Source organism: Longimicrobiales bacterium (assembly GCA_035764935.1).
Classification (GTDB): domain Bacteria; phylum Gemmatimonadota; class Gemmatimonadetes; order Longimicrobiales; family RSA9; genus DASTYK01.
Genome location: DASTYK010000144.1, coordinates 15670 through 33605, shown reverse-complemented (window position 1 = coordinate 33605; position 17936 = coordinate 15670). Strand labels below are relative to the sequence as shown.

General features: G+C 69.4%; 18 protein-coding genes. 6 read left to right on the top strand and 12 right to left on the bottom strand.

Annotated features, from left to right (window positions below; genetic code table 11):
- On the top strand, positions 1 to 312 hold a 312-nt coding region (locus VFU06_11925), incomplete at its 5' end, for a prolyl oligopeptidase family serine peptidase (protein HEU5210091.1).
- 44 nt (positions 313 to 356) lie between these two features.
- On the top strand, positions 357 to 758 hold the full coding sequence (locus VFU06_11920) for a transcriptional regulator (protein HEU5210090.1): 402 nt from the start codon (positions 357 to 359) through the stop codon (positions 756 to 758).
- 79 nt (positions 759 to 837) lie between these two features.
- On the opposite strand, the gene VFU06_11915 is transcribed toward VFU06_11920, so the two are convergent.
- Genes VFU06_11915 through VFU06_11900 form a run of 4 tightly spaced genes read right to left on the bottom strand, consistent with a single transcriptional unit; the run spans position 838 to position 3728 of the window.
- Positions 838 to 1629: a DUF4097 family beta strand repeat-containing protein gene (locus VFU06_11915; protein HEU5210089.1), complete on the bottom strand. Its 792-nt coding sequence runs from the start codon at positions 1627 to 1629 to the stop codon at positions 838 to 840.
- A complete protein-coding gene (locus VFU06_11910; protein ID HEU5210088.1) occupies positions 1626 to 2486 on the bottom strand; it encodes a DUF4097 family beta strand repeat-containing protein in 861 nt (286 codons plus the stop codon). The genes VFU06_11915 and VFU06_11910 overlap by 4 nt, the downstream gene beginning before the upstream one ends.
- Position 2487: 1 nt before the next feature.
- Entirely contained in the window at positions 2488 to 3159 is a 672-nt protein-coding gene (locus tag VFU06_11905) for a zf-HC2 domain-containing protein (protein ID HEU5210087.1), read from the bottom strand.
- Positions 3160 to 3167: 8 nt separating this feature from the next.
- A complete protein-coding gene (locus VFU06_11900) occupies positions 3168 to 3728 on the bottom strand; it encodes a sigma-70 family RNA polymerase sigma factor (protein HEU5210086.1) in 561 nt (186 codons plus the stop codon).
- 202 nt (positions 3729 to 3930) lie between these two features.
- On the opposite strand from VFU06_11900, the gene VFU06_11895 reads away from it, so the two are divergent.
- From VFU06_11895 to VFU06_11885, 3 genes are read left to right on the top strand one after another with little or no spacing between them, the layout of a single operon-like run.
- Positions 3931 to 4749 carry a PhzF family phenazine biosynthesis protein gene (locus tag VFU06_11895; protein ID HEU5210085.1) on the top strand — a complete coding sequence of 273 codons (819 nt, stop codon included), beginning with the start codon at positions 3931 to 3933 and terminating at the stop codon, positions 4747 to 4749.
- A gap of 6 nt (positions 4750 to 4755) precedes the next feature.
- A complete protein-coding gene (gene msrB / locus VFU06_11890) occupies positions 4756 to 5169 on the top strand; it encodes a peptide-methionine (R)-S-oxide reductase MsrB (protein ID HEU5210084.1) in 414 nt (137 codons plus the stop codon).
- A gap of 22 nt (positions 5170 to 5191) precedes the next feature.
- Positions 5192 to 6787 (top strand): M14 family metallopeptidase, encoded by a 1596-nt coding sequence (locus VFU06_11885; protein ID HEU5210083.1) that lies wholly within the window; start codon positions 5192 to 5194, stop codon positions 6785 to 6787.
- Between the two features lie 95 nt (positions 6788 to 6882).
- On the opposite strand, the gene VFU06_11880 is transcribed toward VFU06_11885, so the two are convergent.
- Genes VFU06_11880 through VFU06_11865 form a run of 4 tightly spaced genes read right to left on the bottom strand, consistent with a single transcriptional unit; the run spans position 6883 to position 10471 of the window.
- Positions 6883 to 7698: a HEAT repeat domain-containing protein gene (locus VFU06_11880; protein ID HEU5210082.1), complete on the bottom strand. Its 816-nt coding sequence runs from the start codon at positions 7696 to 7698 to the stop codon at positions 6883 to 6885.
- Positions 7699 to 7755: 57 nt separating this feature from the next.
- The gene (locus tag VFU06_11875; protein HEU5210081.1) at positions 7756 to 9267 is read right to left on the bottom strand and encodes a HEAT repeat domain-containing protein; all 1512 of its coding nucleotides are present in this window, start codon (positions 9265 to 9267) and stop codon (positions 7756 to 7758) included.
- Between the two features lie 2 nt (positions 9268 to 9269).
- Positions 9270 to 9911 carry a hypothetical protein gene (locus VFU06_11870; GenBank protein ID HEU5210080.1) on the bottom strand — a complete coding sequence of 214 codons (642 nt, stop codon included), beginning with the start codon at positions 9909 to 9911 and terminating at the stop codon, positions 9270 to 9272.
- Positions 9908 to 10471, bottom strand: coding sequence for an RNA polymerase sigma factor (locus VFU06_11865; protein ID HEU5210079.1), 564 nt, complete (start codon positions 10469 to 10471; stop codon positions 9908 to 9910). Before VFU06_11865 ends, VFU06_11870 begins: the two co-directional genes overlap by 4 nt.
- Before the next feature lie 173 nt (positions 10472 to 10644).
- On the opposite strand from VFU06_11865, the gene VFU06_11860 reads away from it, so the two are divergent.
- Complete coding sequence (locus VFU06_11860; GenBank protein HEU5210078.1) at positions 10645 to 11409, top strand: SprT family zinc-dependent metalloprotease; 765 nt, start codon at positions 10645 to 10647, stop codon at positions 11407 to 11409.
- 18 nt (positions 11410 to 11427) lie between these two features.
- On the opposite strand, the gene VFU06_11855 is transcribed toward VFU06_11860, so the two are convergent.
- The 4 genes from VFU06_11855 to VFU06_11840 all read right to left on the bottom strand — a co-directional run bounded on the left by VFU06_11855 (position 11428) and on the right by VFU06_11840 (position 17660).
- Positions 11428 to 13257: an AAA family ATPase gene (locus tag VFU06_11855; GenBank protein ID HEU5210077.1), complete on the bottom strand. Its 1830-nt coding sequence runs from the start codon at positions 13255 to 13257 to the stop codon at positions 11428 to 11430.
- Positions 13258 to 13397: 140 nt separating this feature from the next.
- Positions 13398 to 14825, bottom strand: a complete 1428-nt coding sequence (locus VFU06_11850) for an NAD(P)/FAD-dependent oxidoreductase (protein HEU5210076.1) — start codon at positions 14823 to 14825, stop codon at positions 13398 to 13400.
- Between the two features lie 69 nt (positions 14826 to 14894).
- Positions 14895 to 15734: an SDR family oxidoreductase gene (locus tag VFU06_11845; GenBank protein ID HEU5210075.1), complete on the bottom strand. Its 840-nt coding sequence runs from the start codon at positions 15732 to 15734 to the stop codon at positions 14895 to 14897.
- A 9-nt stretch (positions 15735 to 15743) separates the two neighbouring features.
- Positions 15744 to 17660 carry a M14 family metallopeptidase gene (locus VFU06_11840; GenBank protein HEU5210074.1) on the bottom strand — a complete coding sequence of 639 codons (1917 nt, stop codon included), beginning with the start codon at positions 17658 to 17660 and terminating at the stop codon, positions 15744 to 15746.
- Positions 17661 to 17936 lie beyond the last annotated feature (276 nt).

The window sequence follows — 17936 nt, the reverse complement described above, 5'->3', positions numbered from 1 at the left end:
ATCTACACCGAGCGGTTCATGCGGACGCCGCAGGAGAATCCCGCGGGTTACGACAATTCGCCCGTTCACAAGGCGGACGACCTGACCGGGGAGCTGCTGCTGATCCATGGCACGGGCGATGACAACGTGCACTTCCAGAACTCGGTGCAGCTCGTGAATGCGCTGCAGGCGGCCGGCAAGCAGTTCGACCTGATGATCTACCCGAACCGTACGCACAGCATCAGTGGTGGCAACACGACGGTGCACCTGTTCACGATGATCACCGACTGGCTCGTCGAGAAGCTGGTGGACACGGATCGCCCGGCGAGCTGATGCAGCCCGGCAATGGGACACTCTTGCAGGAACGTGAGGAGCGGATGACGGGCAAGACCGAGCGACTGGGACAGGAGCGGAAGCGGAAGACTGCGCACTCGACGAAGCGCCGGCTGAACGGCGTGCGCGGGCAGTCGCTTACCAACTCGCTCGAGCTCGACCGCACCATCCATGAGCGGATCCGCCTGGGCATCGTGAGCGCCCTCGCCGTGAACGAGACGCTCACGTTCAACGAGCTGAAGACGCTGCTCGACACGACCGACGGCAACCTGAGCGTGCATGCCCGCAAGCTCGAGGACGCCTCCTACATCACGTGCACCAAGACGTTCGACGGTCGCGTGCCGCGCACCGAGTACCGGCTCACGGAGGCGGGCCGCGGCGCGCTCGACGACTACATCGCGCACATGGAGGCGCTGATCCGGTCGGTCCGCGATCCCGAAGATTGAAGAAAAAGCGGTGACCTCCACTCGGAGGTCACCGCTTTGTTGTTTCCCGCCCGGGCCAGCAGATCAGAGAAGGACCCCGCTAACGTCGCACGATCGCGATGCTCCCGTTCACCGTCGACAGGCTTAGCGTCCGCCCGCCCGACCCGATCGTGCCGTTCATCCGCTTCGGTCCCCACCGCCCCTGCACCGTCAGCGGCCAGTCGGTCGAGATGCTGCCGTTCACGGTGGACGCTTCCACGTCCATGCTCGGATTGTCCGCACCGATCGCGACCTCGATCGAGCCGTTCACCGTCTCGAACTCCAGTTCGCCCGCCCAGTCGGCGCGATCCATCGCTACCTCGATGGAGCCGTTCACGGTGTTTGCGCGCGCAATCCCGCGAGTCTGGACCTCGACCTTGCCGTTCACGGTTTCCGCGGCCACGCGGCCACTCAGGCCCGTTGCGCGGATCGCACCGTTCACGGTCTTGCCGATGAAGTCCACGTTGGACGGGACTTCGACGCGGAACGCGACCTTGACGTCGTTGTCCCGCGCACCGAGGCGGCCACCGCTGCCGGGCCGGCATTCGTTGCGCTCACGGCCGTCAGGGTAGACCGCGCAGATCGTGACGCCGCCGTCGTGGCGCACGGCCTCGATCCGCACGTCCTCGGCGTCTCCGCGGCGGCCCTCGGTTTTCACGGCAGTGACACGCACCTGCCCGCCACTCGCGGGGACGGCGACGATCTCCCCGTTCACGCCCTTGATCTCGACGGACTGCCCCGCGGACAGGCTGCCGTTCCAGGAGAAATCCTGTGCCGAAGCGACGCTCGGCGCGACGAACAGTGCTCCGGCCAGCGCCATCGCTGCGCCGGTATATCGGGCGAACCGCATCATTGTCCTCCGGTACCCTGGCGTGCGCGCAGTACGCGCACGTTGCCGCTGAACGATTCCAGCTCGACGCGTGCGGCGCCGCTGCCCAGCCGGAACTGATACTGACCGCGCGTGTCCTGGTCGCGCACCTGGATCGGGAAGTCCACCTCGAACTCCCCGTTGAACGTCGATACGACGAACGTCGCGTCGCTTCCCTGCGGCACCCGCATCTCGATCGTGCCGTTGTGCGTGCCGAGGGAATAGCGGCCTTGCGGGGCGAGCGTACCACTGAAGGTGACGGTGCCGTTGACTGTGCTGGCGTCGAGGTGCGTGGCGCGGATGTCCTCGAGGGTCACCGCGCCGTTCACGCTTTCGACGCTGATCTCGCCGCTGCTGCGGCGGAGCAGCACCGCGTTGTTCGTGGACGAGACATCGATGCTGCCGGCCGCACCTTCCAGCGTGATCCGCCCCTGCACCGTTTCCAGCGACACCTGCCGCCGCCCGCCGCGCACGGTGATCTCACCATTCACCGACTCGACGCCGATCGGCGCCATGATGTTTTCCACGCGCACCGACTGGTTCGTGCCCTCGATATCGACCGCCATCCGGACCGGGACGTCGATCTCGTACTGCACGTCCTGGCCACGATCGGTCTCCACGCCGATGGTGCCCTCCGCGCGATCGACCTCGATGTCGATGCGGTCCTGCCGGCGTGAGGCGGCACGGATCCGCACCTGCTCGCGGTCCCAGCCGCGCACAATCGTGGCGCCGTTGCGGTTCTCCACCATCAGCCTGTGGAGGCCGTTCGCCGGGAACGTCGTGTCCGTTCGTTCCTGCGGCACCGCCAGGAGCAGTGAGCCGGCCATCAGTAGCGCGAGCATGTCAGGTGCTGCCTCGCGCGATGCTGCCTGCCTGCAGCAGCAGCTCGCGCTTCTTGTTCAGGGTGTTTTCGTAGTGCCGGCTCAGGTACGGATTTGCCGGGTCGGCCTGCAGTGCTGTCCGCGATTCGACGAGCGCCTGTTCGATGATCAGCAGGTTGCGACGCAGCACGGCGACCGTCGCCGGATCGAGCTGACGCTCGCCGCCCGCGAGCGCGGCCTCCAGCTCGGCGAGCTCGCTGTCCGGCGTGGCCGTCGAGACCGGGACGATCGCGCCCGCCGGCGCCCCCGGATTCGCGGGTCCCGCCCGCTCGCCGCCGGTCAGCATCCAGACGCTCCCCGCCGACGCGAGCACCAGGACGACCGCGGCGGCAGCGAGCTGCGGCAGCGTGAAGCTCAGGCGTCGCATGCCGCCGCGACGTTGCGCGCCGCCCGCGGCCAGCGGCAGGCTGACTTCGCGCTCGCTCTCGATGCGAGCGGCGATCCCCGGCCAGAGGTCGGTCAGTGGCTCCACGGGTTGGAGCGCACCCGCTTCGCCCACGATGCTGCGCAGCTCCTCCAGTGTGGCGCGGCACGGTTCACAGCCTGCGAGGTGCTGCTCCAGCTCCTGGCGCTCACCCGCGTCGAGTGAGCCATCCAGGTATTCCGACAGTCGGTCCATGTATGCGTCGCTCATGCTCCGCCTCACGTCAGGTGCTCGCGCAGTGTCATGCGCGCGCGGTGCAACTGGGACTTCGACGTACCCGCCGTGATCGACAGCATCTCGGCGATTTCCTCGTGCTTGTAGCCTTCGACATCGTGCAGCACGAACACGCGTCGCGCGCCTTCCGGCAGCTTGCCGATCGCCCGCTCGAGATCGAGCCGTGATCCGACCGGCACGGCCGCGCGCCCCCGTTCCTCGACCGGTGCCCCGGCGTCCGCCTCCGTCGTGAAGCGCGCCCGGTAGCTGCCCATGGTCGCGCGCCGCGCCAGCACCACGTTCACCCCGAGCCGGAAGAGCCAGGTGCCGAACGCCGCCTCCCCCCGGAAGCTGTCCAGCTTCCGCCAGGCCCGGACGAACACCTCCTGCGTCAGGTCGTCCGCCTCCTCCGGGCCCGCCATGCGCCGGCACAGCGAGTGGATCCGCGCCGCATGCGCCCGGTACAGCCGCTCGAACGCCGAGGCGTCGCCCGCCGCAGCCCGGCGGACGTCGTCCTGCTCGGTGCCCGTTTCGGCCGGGGCGGCTCGCGAAGGAATGACGCGCATCGTTTCCGTTGCCATGCTCGATGGATAAGACAGGCTAATGCCGGGAAGGGTTGGAACCCAGTGTACCGGCTGCCAGGGCGTTCGCGGCCCCTCCGTGTGAGACCACTGCGCTGCTACGGCCCGGACGGCCCTGGCTGCTCCGGTTGCGGTCCCGCCGTTTCCAACCGATCCTCCCGGGAGACCCAGGAGCAGGAGTCGCGACTTGGCCCAGCCGATCTACCAGGTGGATGCGTTCGCGAGTGGCGCGTTCACCGGCAACCCCGCCGCCGTCTGCGTTCTCGAGCACGAGCGCGACCCCGGCTGGATGCAGGCGGTCGCCGCAGAGATGAATTTGTCGGAGACCGCGTTTGTTCGCGCTCACGGCGACGACTGGTCGCTCCGCTGGTTCACCCCGGCGGTCGAGGTCAGCCTGTGCGGCCATGCGACGCTCGCCTCCGCCCACATCCTGTACGAGACCGGACTGCTTCGCCCCGACGCGCCCGCCCGCTTCCACACGCTGAGCGGGCTGTTGACCGCATGCCGCGACGGCGATGCGATCGTGCTGGACTTTCCCGCCCAGCCGCCGCACCGCATCCCCCCTCCTCCGGGCCTGGCGGCGGCGCTGAAGGCGGAGCCGGAGTGGGTCGGCAGCAATGGCAGTGACCTGCTGGTCGAGCTCGGCTCCGAGGAAGTGGTGCGCCTGCTGGAGCCGGATCTCGAGGCGCTGCGCCGCGTGGAGGCGCGCGGCATCATCGTCACGGCGGTGAGCGAGGACCCGCGCTGCGACTTCGTGTCGCGCTTCTTCGCGCCGCGCGTCGGTGTGAACGAGGATCCGGTCACCGGCTCGGCGCACACCGCACTCGGACCGTTCTGGGCGCATCGCCTCGAACGCACCACGCTGACCGGCTACCAGGCATCGACACGCGGCGGCTTCGTCGGGGTACGCATCCGTGGAGACCGCGTCGACCTGCGCGGCACCGCACTGACCGTGCTGCGCGGTGAGCTGGCCGACAGCGCGTCGGGACTGCTGAATCAGGAGTGAAGACACATGGAGAAGATCCGCAAGAGCGAGGAGGAGTGGCGGCGCGAGCTGTCGCCCGAGCAGTACCGCATCCTGCGCGAGAAGGGCACGGAGCGGCCCGGCACGGGCCGGTACTACCACGAGCATTCGCCCGGCGTGTACCGCTGCGCTGCGTGCGGGCAGCCGCTCTTCGACGCGGAGACCAAGTACGAGTCCGGCAGCGGCTGGCCGAGCTTCTACCAGCCCATCATGCAGCAGAACGTCAGCGTGAACGAGGATCGCAGCCACGGGATGATCCGCACGGAAGTGGTGTGCAGTCGCTGCGACTCGCATCTCGGGCACGTGTTCCCGGACGGCCCGGAGCCGACTGGCGTCCGCTACTGCATCAACTCTGCTTCACTGAACCTCGACCCGGAGACCGGAACCGAAGGTGATCGCTGATACACCGCCGGCACACGCAGGCATGCGACGTTCCCGACGCGGATTCGTCGCATGCCTCGCCCTCGCGCTTGCCGTGCTCGGCAGCGCGCATACCGCCCACGCACAGCAGCCCTGGCCACGCACCACCCCCGAGCGCACCGACCACGTCGAGACCACGCGCTACGCCGATGTCATGGCGTTCCTCGAGGACATCGCGGCACGCACGCCGCTGATCCAGCTCGATACCTTCGGCTACACCATGGAAGGGCGCGCGCTGCCACTCGCGATCGTGGGACGGCTGGACCGGTGGACACCCGATGCGATCCGCGCCAGCGGTCGCACCGTCGTGTACATCCAGGGAAACATCCACGGCGGAGAGGTCGAAGGAAAGGAATCGGCGCTGATGCTGCTGCGCGACCTCGCGCAGGGGCAGCACACGCAGTGGCTCGACTCGCTCGTGCTGCTGGTCGCGCCCATCTACAACGCGGACGGCAACGAGCGCATCCGGCTGGACAACCGCCGCTTTCAGCACGGCCCGATCGGCGGCATGGGACAGCGGCCGAATGCGCAGGGCTACGACCTGAACCGCGATCACATGAAGCTGGAGTCGCCGGAAGCGCGCGCCGTCGCACTGCTGCTGCAGCGGTACGATCCGCATGTCGGTATCGACCTGCACACCACCAACGGCACGCGCCACGGCTACCATCTCACCTACGCACCGCCGCTGCACCCCAACACCGACTCCACGATCGTCGGCTTCCTCCGGGAACAGTGGCTGCCAGCGGTGACGCAACGCATCCGCGAGCAGCACGGCTGGGAGTACTACTACTACGGCAACCTGTACGACGCGGGCGCCGGTCAGGGCTGGTACACGTTCGACCATCGCGCCCGCTTCAACAACAACTACCTCGGACTGCGCAACCGGTTCGCCATCCTGAGCGAGGCGTACTCGTACGCGACGTTCGCCGATCGCATCCTTGCGACATCACGCTTCCTCGTGGAGGTGCTCGACTTCGCACACGCACATGCGGGCGAGGTCCGGCGCATGGTCGTGGCCGCGGACGCGGAGTCCGTGACGGGCTCCACGCTGGCGCTGCGTGCGGAGTTCGAGCGCGCGCCCGAGCCGCTCGACCTGGTGATGGGCGGTGTGGTCGAGGAACGACATCCGTACACGGGCGAGATCATGCTGCGGCGGACCGCGGAGCGCCGGATCGAGCGCGTGCCCGAGTTCGGCACGTTCCGCCCCACGGAGACCGGGCGCGTGCCGCACGCCTACCTGGTCCCGGCAGAGCTGGCCGGGCTGGTCGACCTGCTGCACGCGCATGGCGTGGAGATGAACCAGTCGACCACAGCCCGCACGGCACGGGTCGAGCGCTTCGCGATCGATTCGACGTGGGTCTCCGACCGTGAATTCGAGCAGCACCACGAGCGCACCGTCACAGGGCATTACGAGTCGGTCGAGCACACGATCCCGGTGGGAACCTGGATCGTTGCAACGGACCAGCCGCTGGGCCGCCTCATCTTTGCGCTGCTCGAGCCTCGCAGCGACGATGGCGTGCTGAACTGGAACCTGCTCGACGAGGCCATGGCCGGCGACTGGCGCGTCTGGCCGGTGCTGCGCATGCACGAGCCCTGGTAGCATGACGGCGCCTCCGGCCTGCATGACCGGACGCGCCGCACTGACCTGCAGTCTGCCTGCGCGGACGTCGCGCTCTCAGCGACGTCCGCGCTTCTTCAATTCGATTTCTGGAGCAGCACCTGTTCGAACCACGCCAGCGCGCGCGGATCCTCCGACTGCCCCAGCCAGAAGACTGCGCTCCGCCGCAATTTCGGGTGCGGTGAAGACTTCGCGATTTCGATCAGTGCAGGCACCGCCTCCGCATCCGATCGCTGTGAGAGCGCGAACACGGCGGTCTCGCGCGCTTCCATGTCCACGTCGTCGTCGCCGACCAGCTCCACCAGGCCTTTGGTGACGCGTTCGCCGACAGCCTGGCCCACCCAGAAGACCGCACTCTTCCGGGCCTTGCGCGACGCGTCCTCCGCGCGGGCGAGCCCCAGCAGCTCGCGCCACGGCTCCACGCCATCCGCCAGCGTCGTCGCGAACACCGCCGACTCGGCCGCCTTGGTACTGCGCGCGTGCCTTGCCGCACCGAGCAGGAACGTGACCGCCTCGCCCGGCTCGATCGTGCCGAGATCGACGGCGTCGCGCGGCCGATCGGTCGCGCCGACGCGCGCGCGCAGGGCGGTCGGCGCTGCGCCACCCCGCATCTCGATCCGTACGGGACCGGTCCAGCAGTCGCCACTCCGCGTCGACACCCTGTCGCTCTCGATCATCTGCCGTCCGTTGCGCGTGATGACGACCGCCTCATCCTCGTTCACCCGCATGATGCTGTTGCCGTCGCCACACACGCCCGGCTTCGCCCTGAACTCGAAGATGAGCGTCCGGTCCTGCGGCGCACGCGAAACGCGCTGCTCGAGAGACTGGGCGGATACGGGCAATGCAGCGGCCAGCGCGACCGCGCCCAGCACGGTCGGAGTGAGCATACGCATGGCTGTCTCCGTGAGTGTGGCGGGTGCGCGGCCAGGCCGGCCGCGCACCGCCGTTGGTCAGTTGTTGATCAGCTCGAGCAGGAACCGCTGGACCCGCGGGTCCCTGGACTGGCCGAGCCAGAAGATCGCCTGCTGGCGCAGCTCCGCGTCCCGCTCGTTGCGGCCGATGTCCATCAGCTTCTCGATCGCGGCCGGGTCCCGGTTCTGCGAGAAGGCGAAGATGAGCTGGTCCTTCAGCTCGCGATCGTCCGTGCGATCGTACAGCTCGGCCAGCCGCCGCATCGCGACCGCTCCGGTCTGGTTCGCCCAGAAGAGCGCCTGCTTGCGCATCTCCGGGCTCTCGCGCTGATCGAGCGCGATGTTCATCAGGAAGTCGGAGTTCGCCTGGCTCTGCTGCTGCTGCGCGATGGAGAAGATCACCTTCTCCTTCAGCTCGTCCGAGTTCACGCGGCCGTAGATGTCGCGCAGGAACGACGCGTGCTGCCCTCCGGACTGCCCGAGCCAGAAGATCGCCTGCGCCCGCAGCTCCTCGTTCACGTCGCCGCGCATCGCGTACGCCCGGAGCAGCTCCGCGGAGCGTGCGCTCTGGTGCTGTGAAAGTGCGAAGATCGCCTTCTCCTGCAGCGCGGCATCGCGCGATGTGCGCAGGATGCCTTCCAGCGCCTCGACCGCACGGGCGCCGTCCACCTGCGACAGCCAGAAGATCGCCTGCTCGCGCACTTCCCGGTCCGGGTCGTTGCGTACCAGGTTGACGAGGATGTCCGCCGTCTCGGGCGAGTGCTTCTGCGAGACCAGGAAGACCGCACGGCGGCGCAGCGGCGCCGAGCACGCATCACGCCGCTCCAGCACCCGCGTCAGGATCGGCAGTGCGCTCTCGGAATCCATCTGCAGCAGAGCGTTCAGTGCCACGACGCGCGTGTCGTTCTCGTCGTCGACCTCGCTGCAGCCCTGCTGCGTCGCGACCGTCGACGCTGCACGCCGCACCGCCGCGTTGCTCTGGACATCGCCTCGCTCGGCGAGCTGCGCGTTGATCGTCTGCATCAGCGCGTCCGCGTCACGCAGACCGTCCGCATCCGGGTACCGGCTGCGCAGCGTGCTCAGCGCCTCGCGGGCACGCCGCAGCTCATCGGTGCTGGCATTCCCGCGCGAACCCGCGAACGCCTCCCAGTAGTAGGACTGCGGCGCGTACTGCGAGCGCGGCCAGCGCCGCTGGATCTCGTCGAAATGACGCACCGCCGCGCGACGGTCGCCCCGCATGAGCGCGTCACGCCCCGCACGGTAGGTCGCGTCCGCCGGGTCCTGCGGGTACCACGTCTGCAGCAGCAGCGGCTGCGCCGCCGTGCGGATGCGACGCTGCGGGTCGCCTTCGTCATCGAACGCAAGCGCGACCTGCATCACCGGTGCAGGCGATGCCACGGCCTCGATGTCCGCGACCGGTGCAGGCGATGCCACGGCCTCGACCTCCACGACCGGTGCAGGAGCAGCGGGCGCGCGCGGCGCCTGGACCTGGGCGCCCGCGGCGCCGGGTACAATGAGCGCGAACGTCGTATACAGAAGGGTGCTGCGCATGGCTATTCTCCCTGGATTCCGGCCGCCGGACCGCTCGCCGTGGCGGCGCGCAGCCGGAGCAACATGTTGTTCCGTTCGATGCTCTGCTGAATCATGCCGAGCTCCTCAGCGTCGGAGCCGGACAGGTTTGCGATCTGCGCGAGGTGCAGCTCGAGGTCTTCGAGCAGCCGCGCCGTTTCCGGATCCCGCGCGGCGGGCGAATCGCGCAGCAGCCGGGTGTTGATCAACAGGTCCTGCGCCCAGTTCGCGACTTCACGGGTGCGCCCGGACTGCACGTCGCGGACATAGCCGGTGAGCAGTGCCTCGGTGCGGGTCATGTGCTGCTGCGCCGCCAGCCGGTACGGCAGCATCTCGGCATCGCTCATGGACGGGGCTGGCGTGCTGCGCGCGACGGGCTCGGCATCGCCGTCCGACTGCGGCAGCAACTGGCCGAGGCCGATGCCCAGCGCGAGCATCGCCGCGAGGCCGATTCCCCAGCCGAGCAGCGGGCCGCGTCGGCGGAAGAGCGAGGCCTGCGCCCTGCGCTCCCTGCGCGCTTCCTCGATGCGCGCCCACATCGCTTCCCTCGGCGGCTCCGGCACGTCCGGCATCTCCTCGAGCAGCTCGTGCAGAAATTCCGTGAACTTCTCGTCGTCCTTCGTCATGTCGCCCACTCCCCGGCGAACTCGGCGAGCGCCTCGCGCAGTTTCGCGCGCGCCCTGGACAGCCGCGCCTTCGATGTGCCGGCCGGCATGTCGAGCACGCGGCCGATCTCCTCGTGTGTGTAGCCTTCGACGTCGTACATCACGAACACCACCTTGTATCGCTCGGGCAGTGCGTCGATCGCACCGCGCAGGCGCTGCTTCAGGTCCGGCTCTGCGTGTCTCGTCACGGTGCCGATCTCCGCTACGCCGTCCAGCTCCGTTTCCCGCTCGCGATGGCGCTTCACCTTCCGCATCCCGTTCAGTGCGACCGAGACGGCGATCGCGTGGAGCCAGGTCGAGAGCGCGGCCTCGCCCCGGAATTCCGCCAGTCGGTCGAACGCCCGGACGAACGCCTCCTGTGTGAAGTCCTGCGCCAGGTCCGTATCGCCATTTGCCATGCGGTGGCAGAGGCGGTACACACGATCCACGTGCTGGTCGTACAGCTCGCGCTCCGCACCCGCATCGCCATCCAGCACACGTCGTATCAGAAGCTTTTCGTCCACGCCGGACCCTGTGCTCATTTGCGCCTGTCCTTCCATGGTCTCTGACACACGATGTGGCGGACCGGTTGCGTTCGGGAATAGCGACGGTCCGCGGCGCGCAGATCGCGGGACGGCTCGGGCGCGTCGCGCCACGGGCTCGCACGGGCGGCGACCCTGCCGGCGCGTTGCGGGCGGGGTTATCGTTTCTGCCGATGCGGAAAAGACCCTTCCTGGACGAGCAGCTCTCCCTGCCCCTCGCCGACCTGGATGAGGCCGGCATGCTGGACGCACTCCGCGCCCGCGGCGCGACCCGGCTGCAGCGCGTCCGGTTCCGGCGCAACCGGAGCCGCATGGTCTCGCTGTCCGCGGACCATTCGTCGCTGAACCTGCAGGAGTGCTTCCGGTCGGCGCCCGGCCCGGTGATCGACGCGATCGCAGAGTTCGTGACCGCGCCGTCCAGCAATGCGGCGTTCCGTCGGGCAGTCGCGCGGATGCGGCGGTGGTGGGACGGTCAGGAGGGAGAGGACGAGAGCATGGCACGCCCGGCCGCGCTGCCGTGCTGTGCGACGCCGGCGCAGGCCGCCGTCGTCGCCACGCTCTTCGCGCGACTCAACCGCACGCACTTCGACGGCTCACTGCCGGGCGACATCCCGCTGCGGGTGAGCGACCGCATGTCCCGCCGTTTCGGGCACATCCACTACACCAGGCGGGGCGGCAATCGCGTCGTCGTCGAGATCGCGCTCAATGTGGACCTGCTGCTGCGGGGCAACGAACGCCACCTCGAGGAAACGCTGCTGCACGAGATGGCCCACGCCGAGGCCTGGCTGGCCCATGGCCACCGCGGGCACGGTCCCGTCTGGCGCGCCATTGCGCGGCGCGTCGGCTGCGAGCCGCGCGCCTGCTCACGCGTGCGCATCCGTCGCCGGCAGCGCGGGACCAGGGTCACGGATATTCCGCTGATCGCGGCGCACAGCTGAACTCCGGGGTGGGGACGCTTACCCCCGCTCGCCCGCGGTCGTCGCCCTGGAAAGCCCCATGATCCGCAGCGCCTCGTCCCCATCGATCGTCTCGTGCTCCAGCAGCGCTTCGGCCAGTGCGGCGAGTGCGTCCTGATTGGAGGTGAGGATCTCACGCGTCCGCGCGTACAGCCGCTCCAGCAGCACCTGCACCTGCGCGTCCATGGCCGCCTGCGCCTGTGCGCTCAGCGGTGCGCTCTCGTCGTCGTGCACCAGCAGTCCGCCATCGCTGCCCATGCCGAGCCGGTAGATCATCTGACGCGCGATGCGGTTGACCTGCACGAGGTCGCTCTCTGCACCGCCGGTGACCGCGTCCGCGCCGAACACGATCTCCTCGGCAACGCGCCCGCCGAAGCCCTTGATGATCTGCCCCTCGAGGTAGCGCCGCGAGTAGAGGTGCATGTCGTCGTCGGGCGCGAAGTGCGCCACGCCCATCGCGCGGCCGCGTGGCTGGATCGTCACCTTGTGCAGCCCGTCGTCGGGGCAGCCGATCGCCCCGGCCAGCGCGTGACCCGCCTCGTGGTATGCGACCACCCGCCACTCGCGCCCCTGCGCCTTGAAGCCGACGCGCTCCTTGCCGAGCAGCATGCGGTCGCGCGCGATCTCGATGTGTGCCCACGTCACCTGCGACGCCGACTCGCGCACTGCCGCGATCGCCGCCTCGTTCAGCAGGTTCGCCAGCTCCGCTCCGCTCGAGCCGGGCGTCAGCTTGCCGAGCCGGTCGAGATCCACGTCCCCGTTCAGTGGAATCCCGCGTCGCTCGGCGTGCAGGCGGAGGATCTCCGCACGCCCCTGCGATGTCGGCAGGCCGACCGTGACGATGCGGTCGAAGCGGCCGGGGCGCTTGAGCGCGGGGTCCAGCTCGTCGGGCCGGTTCGTCGCCGCGATCACGACGACGCCTTCCGACTGCGAGAAGCCGTCCATCTCGACCAGCAGCTGGTTCAGCGTGCGGTCGTCCTCGTTGTGCGAGCGGTTGCGCCCGCGCGTGCCGCCCAGCGCGTCCAGCTCATCGATGAAGATGACCGCGCCATCGCGCCGGGCACGCTTGAACAGCGAGCGGATGCGGTGCGCGCCAAGACCCACGACGAAGCCGGTGACCTCGGAGCCCGAGAGCTGGAGGAACGGCACGCCCGCTTCACCCGCAACCGCGCGGGCCAGCAGCGTCTTGCCCGTCCCCGGCGGGCCGACCAGCAGCACACCCCTCGGAACGCGCGCGCCCATGCGCGTGAACGCCGCCGGCGCACGCAGAAAGTCGACGACCTCGCGCAGCTCCTCGGCCGCGCCCTGCGTGCCCGCCACGTCGTCAAACGTCGTCGTGCCGCCGTCGCCCCTGCTTCCCACGTCCCCACTGCGCTGCCCCCGCACGTGATGCAGGAACAGCCACGCGAGCCCGCCGATCAGCATCAGCTCGAGGCCGATGATCAAAAGGTTCTGCACGCGCTGCGAGGTGCCGCGTGCCGCAAAGGACACCTCGACTTCCGCGGCCTCCGCACGGGCGACCAGCGCGCTCGCGTCCGTCTGCGTGAACGCCGTGACGAACCCCGTTTCCGCCGCACCCACCCAGGTGCCGGTCACCTGGTGCCCCGACTCGATCGTCAGCGACGCGACGCGCCCCGCGTCGATCGCGCCCAGGAGCTCCGTGTAATTCAGCGTGTCGACACTCGCGGCCTGCCGTGCGATCAGCCCCACGACCGTCGCGGTGACGATGATCCCGACCAGCGCGATCAGGAGCGGTGTCTGTATAGTGACAATTCTGCGACCAGCTCCGGCGAAATCGCGCCGGACCAGCCTCTGCACGACGTCGCGCATAGCTGCTTCCAGATTGATGCAATTGTTCGTTCGCGGCCGGGGCTGTCAGACCGGGTCGAGGCTGAGGCCGGACCAGCGGCGGCCTCTTTCAGACCCGCCCCGCCGGATGGTGTTCCACCGCCGCCCCCTCCAGCGGCCGGCTACCGCCCGAAGCTGCGGCGCAGTGCGGCCCGGGCCGCGTTCAGCCCGCACATCCCGTGGACGCCCCCGCCGGGCGGCGTGGCCGACGAGCACAGGTAGACGTGCTCGGCCGGCGTCGCGTACGGGTTCCAGCGTCCTGCGGGCCGCAGCAGCGTCTGGCGCAGGTCGGGGGCACCGCCATTGATGTCGCCGCCGGTCAGGTTGGGGTTGTGCCGCTCCAGCCACGCAGGCGTCAGGACCGCCCGCTCGCGGACCACGTCGCGGAAGCCGGGCGCGAACCGCTCGAGCCGGGCTTCGATCCGGTCCGTGATGTCACCGGCAAACCCGTTGGGAACGTGCGCGTACGCCCAGGCCGTGTGCGCGCCCGGCGGGGCCCGGGTCGGGTCGAACAGCGACGGCTGCGATACGAGCAGGAAGGGCGCGTCCGCCGCCCGACCGGCCGCCACCGCCCGCTCCGCGGCTGCGACCTCCTCCAGACGGCCGCCGACATGGACGACCATCGCGCGCCGGCACGTCTCGTCCTGCCATGGAATCGGCTCGTCCAGGGCGTAATCGACCTTGAACGCCGCGGCGCCCGGACGGATCCGCTCCAGCCGGCGCCGGAACCGGCCCGGAAAGCGCCGCCCCGTCACCTCCAGCGCCGGCCGCGCGGTAAGGTCAAGCAGCACCGCCCGCGCGCGGGGCAGCTCCTCGATCCGCCGTATGCGACGCCCGCACTCGACGCGCCCGCCATTTGCCTCCAGCAGCCGCACCAGCGCACCCGTCAGCGCGTCCGCGCCGCCCCGCGGGATCGGCCAGCCGCCCACGTGTGCGCTGATGCCGAGCACGAGGCCGATTGCCGCTGTCGCGACGTCCTCGAGCGGCAGCATGCCGTGCGCGGCGAGGCCGCCGAACAGGGCGCGCACGCGCGGCGTGCGGAAGCGAGCACCGGCAAGAGCCGTTGCCGATCGCAACGCCTGCAGCCCGAAGCGGCCGGTGAGAAACGGATGCCGCGGTGTGCGAAGCGGGCGCAGGACGTCGCCTGCGAGCTCGTCCCACCGCTCGACGAACGGCGACACCAGCGACCGCCAGACCGCGCCATCCTCGCCCAGCAGCGCCTCGCTCTCCTCGAGCGCGCGGGCGAGTGCCGCAGCAGGTGCGCCGTCGAGCGGGTGCGCGACACACAGCGGCGCATGCACCCACTCCAGTCCGTACTGCTCGAGCGGGAGATCACGCAGTGCCGGCGCAGCAACGGCGAGCGGGTGAACGCCGGAGCAGATGTCGTGGCGAAAGCCGGGAAGCGTCAGCTCCGAGGTGCGTACGCCGCCGCCCGGCGTATCCGCCGCTTCGACGACGAGCACCTCCAGCCCCGCGCGCGCAAGCTCGATCGCCGCAACGAGACCGTTCGGCCCCGCACCGACCACCACGGCGTCAACGCGGCGCGACATTCAGGCCTGCAGGCGGCACAACGCGCGCGATGCCCTGCCGCAAGTGGATGGGCGATCGCTCACGATCGCTCACAATCGCTCCAGCGCCGCGTCGATCACGCGGTCGCGCGCCCGGTCGGGCAGCACCCGCTCCAGCCAGAGCCGCAACTTCGCGTCCCGCCCGATCATGTACCGTGTGCGTGGCCTGGAGGCACTGAGCGCGTGCTCGATCGCCCGCGCAACGACGTCCGGCGCGAGGCCGCCCGTACCTCGCTCAGCACGCCGCCGGATCGCGCCGAGCCGCTCGCCATAGTACTCCATCACCCTGGGAGACGCCGTTTCCAGCATCGCGAGCGCCGCATCGATCGACGTCTGCCAGATCGGGGTAGCGATCATGCCCGGCTCGATCAGGGCAACGTGAATGTCCCAGGGCAGCAGCTCCACCCGCAGTGCATCCGCAAGCGCTTCCATCGCGAACTTGGACGCCGAATACGGCCCGATGAACGGCATCGCACTGCGCCCCGCAATCGAACCGACCATCACGATGCGGCCCTGCCCCGCGCGGATCATCGGCAGCACCGCCTGCGTCACTGCCATCTGCCCGACCACATTCACCTCGAGCTGGCGTCGCAGCGACTCCGGCGGCAGAAACTCCAGCGGCCCGGCCACCGCAATCCCCGCGTTGTTCACGACGCCGTGCAGCACTCCACCCGTCGCGTCATGAACCAGCTTCGCTGCCGCGGCGATCTGCGCTGCGTCGGTGACATCCAGCATCACGGGCGTGACCGCTTCGCCGGCTCGCTCACGCAGCGATTCGCCATCCTCCGGCCGACGCACCCCGGCGAACACACGCCAGCCTGCACCGGCCAGCCGCAGCACCGTCGCCTCGCCGATCCCCTTCGAGGCGCCGGTCACGAGGACGGAACGCATCACCGCCCGTCACCCGTCGTCAAACGTCACCTCTCGTGACAACACACCGCCACGCGTCGACAACACCCGCACTTCCGCTGTCACCGGCTCGTCGCCGCGCACTCTCACCCGGAACGTCGTGCGCTTCACCTCGCCCGGCTCCGTCCACCCGCTGTACCTCGTCTTGTCCCGCGTCGAAGGATCGACCACGACAATCCGCGCCGTGTCACCCGCAGTGAGCGACTCATCGAAATGAAGCTGTGCCCGGTCCTCCTGCACGATCTTCACCAGCTGAGCCTGCTTCAGTGCGGTCGGCAGCTGCCCCGTGTTGCGCCACGACACTGCGACTTCGTATGTCGCCGAGTCACCCGCCGACTCCACCCGGCGCACGCTCACGTCGTCCCACTCGAGCTGCGGCAGTGCGTAGGCCATCTCGAGGTTGAAGAGGGCCTGGTTTCGCGCCCAGGGCTCGAGCTCGTGCGCGGGCGGGTTCTGCGAGAAGAACTTGGGATGGAACCCGCCGATCTCGACCGCGCCGAGCTCCGGGTGCTCGAACGGGGTCCACCGACGGAATCCGCTCCCGCCGTTCGCGCTGTCGTCCCACGCGAGTGCATCGACGTCGTCGTAGCGGCCGTCGCCGTTCACGTCGCGCATCATGCCGCCGTTCCACAGCTCGTCGCCGTACCAGATCGCGCCGTAGTAGAAGTAGCCGAAATCCGGGCCATGGCCGAACAGCGGACTCGGCAGCAGCGGATCGCCCGTCACCGGGTTCGTCTCGTAGCGCGTCGCATAGACCTCGTAGACGTCGCCCGCCCACGGATACCCCGTGATGCGCATTCCGACCGTGTCGAAGTGCTCGTAGTAGCGCAGGTCCTCCCCGTACATGCGCTCCGCACTGCGCGACGTCGACGGCGGCCGCAGGTGCATCGGCACGCGCGTGTCCATCGAGTTCGCGACCGAGATGTTCGGGTTCGCCAGCAGCCAGAGCACCACCGAGCGCGTTTCCGGCTCCGACAGCGGCGCAGCGCCCGCGCCGAACTGCGTGTAGCCGCGGCCCGTCTCGTCGCCGCCGGTGTCCGGCCGCCAGTTCTCCGGGTAGTTGCGGTGCAGGTCGAGCCCGCCGACGCCATCCTCGTTGAAGCGACCGTCGCCGTCGTTGTCGATCCCTTCCGACGCGACCATCCAGTCGCCCTCGCCCTCCTCCACGCGGCGCAGCAGGCGGCCGCTGGGGTCCCGCGGGTCCGTGATCATGCTGGCGCGACGTCGCTCGTCGTCGTTGCGCGGCCGCCAGCGCATCTGGTAGATGACGCCGTCCCCATCGAGATCCTCGTTCGGATCCTCGTCGAGCAGTCCGTCACGATCCGTATCGTGCGGCCGCACGCTGCTTCGGTTCGCCTGCGCCGTGTGGAGGTACAGATTGGAGCCGTCGGGGTTGTTCTGCGGTCGCAGATAGATCGCGCTGGTATCGATCAGCCGTGTGATCCGCTCGTCGCGGCCATAGCTCTCGAGCAGGTGCTGCAGCAGCCAGAGCACCGACTCACTGGACGTGATCTCGCCAGAATGGCGACCGCCCTCGAAAAACGCGGCGGGCTTGGTCGTCGGAGCACCCGTGGACTTGTTGGTGAGCGTAACCTGCATGATCGGCCGGCCCTCGAAGCTGCGACCGATCTCGTACAGCTCCATGATCTCCGGGTACTGCTCCGCCCAGCGACGCAGCCATTCGTTCACGACGTCCACGGTGTGGAACCGGTCGAACGCCAGTTGCTCACCCGCCTCGTATTCGACGCCCTCGTGGCGAACGCGCGGGAAGTAGCTGATGCCGTGGCGCTCACCGCCGACGGTGTACCATGCGCTGTCCCGCTCGGCCTCGGGCGCGACCTCCTGCTGCGCGGCGAGGGGTGTCGTGAGAATCGTGAGGAACAGGAACGCTGCCGGGATCGAACGCATCACGCCTCCTTGCAGGTGCGGCGACGCTGCCGCGCCGGGAACGGGTGGAGCTGTGCAGGCAGTGACAGTGCGGCGCGAGGCGTTGCGCGTCAACGCAGAGCGCGGCCGGCGTGCGTTCAGGGTAACCGCCGGCCCCGCGGCACAGCGTCGCCGGGTCCGCAGGCGGGCGCAGGCCGACGAGACCGCCGCAGGCCGGTGTCATACGGATCCACACACGAGGCCCGCGGTCTGGCTCCGCCGGTCGCCTCGTCTTACCTTCCGGCATCCCACCGCAAC

Excerpts from the sequence above, each read along its gene's own strand:
- VFU06_11920 (HEU5210090.1), top strand. The coding sequence starts at position 357 with ATGACGGGCAAGACCGAGCGACTGGGACAGGAGCGGAAGCGGAAGACT.
- VFU06_11915 (HEU5210089.1), bottom strand. The coding sequence starts at position 1,629 with ATGATGCGGTTCGCCCGATATACCGGCGCAGCGATGGCGCTGGCCGGA.
- VFU06_11910 (HEU5210088.1), bottom strand. The coding sequence starts at position 2,486 with ATGCTCGCGCTACTGATGGCCGGCTCACTGCTCCTGGCGGTGCCGCAG.
- VFU06_11905 (HEU5210087.1), bottom strand. The coding sequence starts at position 3,159 with ATGAGCGACGCATACATGGACCGACTGTCGGAATACCTGGATGGCTCA.
- VFU06_11900 (HEU5210086.1), bottom strand. The coding sequence starts at position 3,728 with ATGCGCGTCATTCCTTCGCGAGCCGCCCCGGCCGAAACGGGCACCGAG.
- msrB (HEU5210084.1), top strand. The coding sequence starts at position 4,756 with ATGGAGAAGATCCGCAAGAGCGAGGAGGAGTGGCGGCGCGAGCTGTCG.
- VFU06_11885 (HEU5210083.1), top strand. The coding sequence starts at position 5,192 with ATGCGACGTTCCCGACGCGGATTCGTCGCATGCCTCGCCCTCGCGCTT.
- VFU06_11880 (HEU5210082.1), bottom strand. The coding sequence starts at position 7,698 with ATGCGTATGCTCACTCCGACCGTGCTGGGCGCGGTCGCGCTGGCCGCT.
- VFU06_11875 (HEU5210081.1), bottom strand. The coding sequence starts at position 9,267 with ATGCGCAGCACCCTTCTGTATACGACGTTCGCGCTCATTGTACCCGGC.
- VFU06_11870 (HEU5210080.1), bottom strand. The coding sequence starts at position 9,911 with ATGACGAAGGACGACGAGAAGTTCACGGAATTTCTGCACGAGCTGCTC.
- VFU06_11865 (HEU5210079.1), bottom strand. The coding sequence starts at position 10,471 with ATGAGCACAGGGTCCGGCGTGGACGAAAAGCTTCTGATACGACGTGTG.
- VFU06_11860 (HEU5210078.1), top strand. The coding sequence starts at position 10,645 with ATGCGGAAAAGACCCTTCCTGGACGAGCAGCTCTCCCTGCCCCTCGCC.
- VFU06_11855 (HEU5210077.1), bottom strand. The coding sequence starts at position 13,257 with ATGCGCGACGTCGTGCAGAGGCTGGTCCGGCGCGATTTCGCCGGAGCT.
- VFU06_11850 (HEU5210076.1), bottom strand. The coding sequence starts at position 14,825 with ATGTCGCGCCGCGTTGACGCCGTGGTGGTCGGTGCGGGGCCGAACGGT.
- VFU06_11845 (HEU5210075.1), bottom strand. The coding sequence starts at position 15,734 with ATGCGTTCCGTCCTCGTGACCGGCGCCTCGAAGGGGATCGGCGAGGCG.
- VFU06_11840 (HEU5210074.1), bottom strand. The coding sequence starts at position 17,660 with ATGCGTTCGATCCCGGCAGCGTTCCTGTTCCTCACGATTCTCACGACA.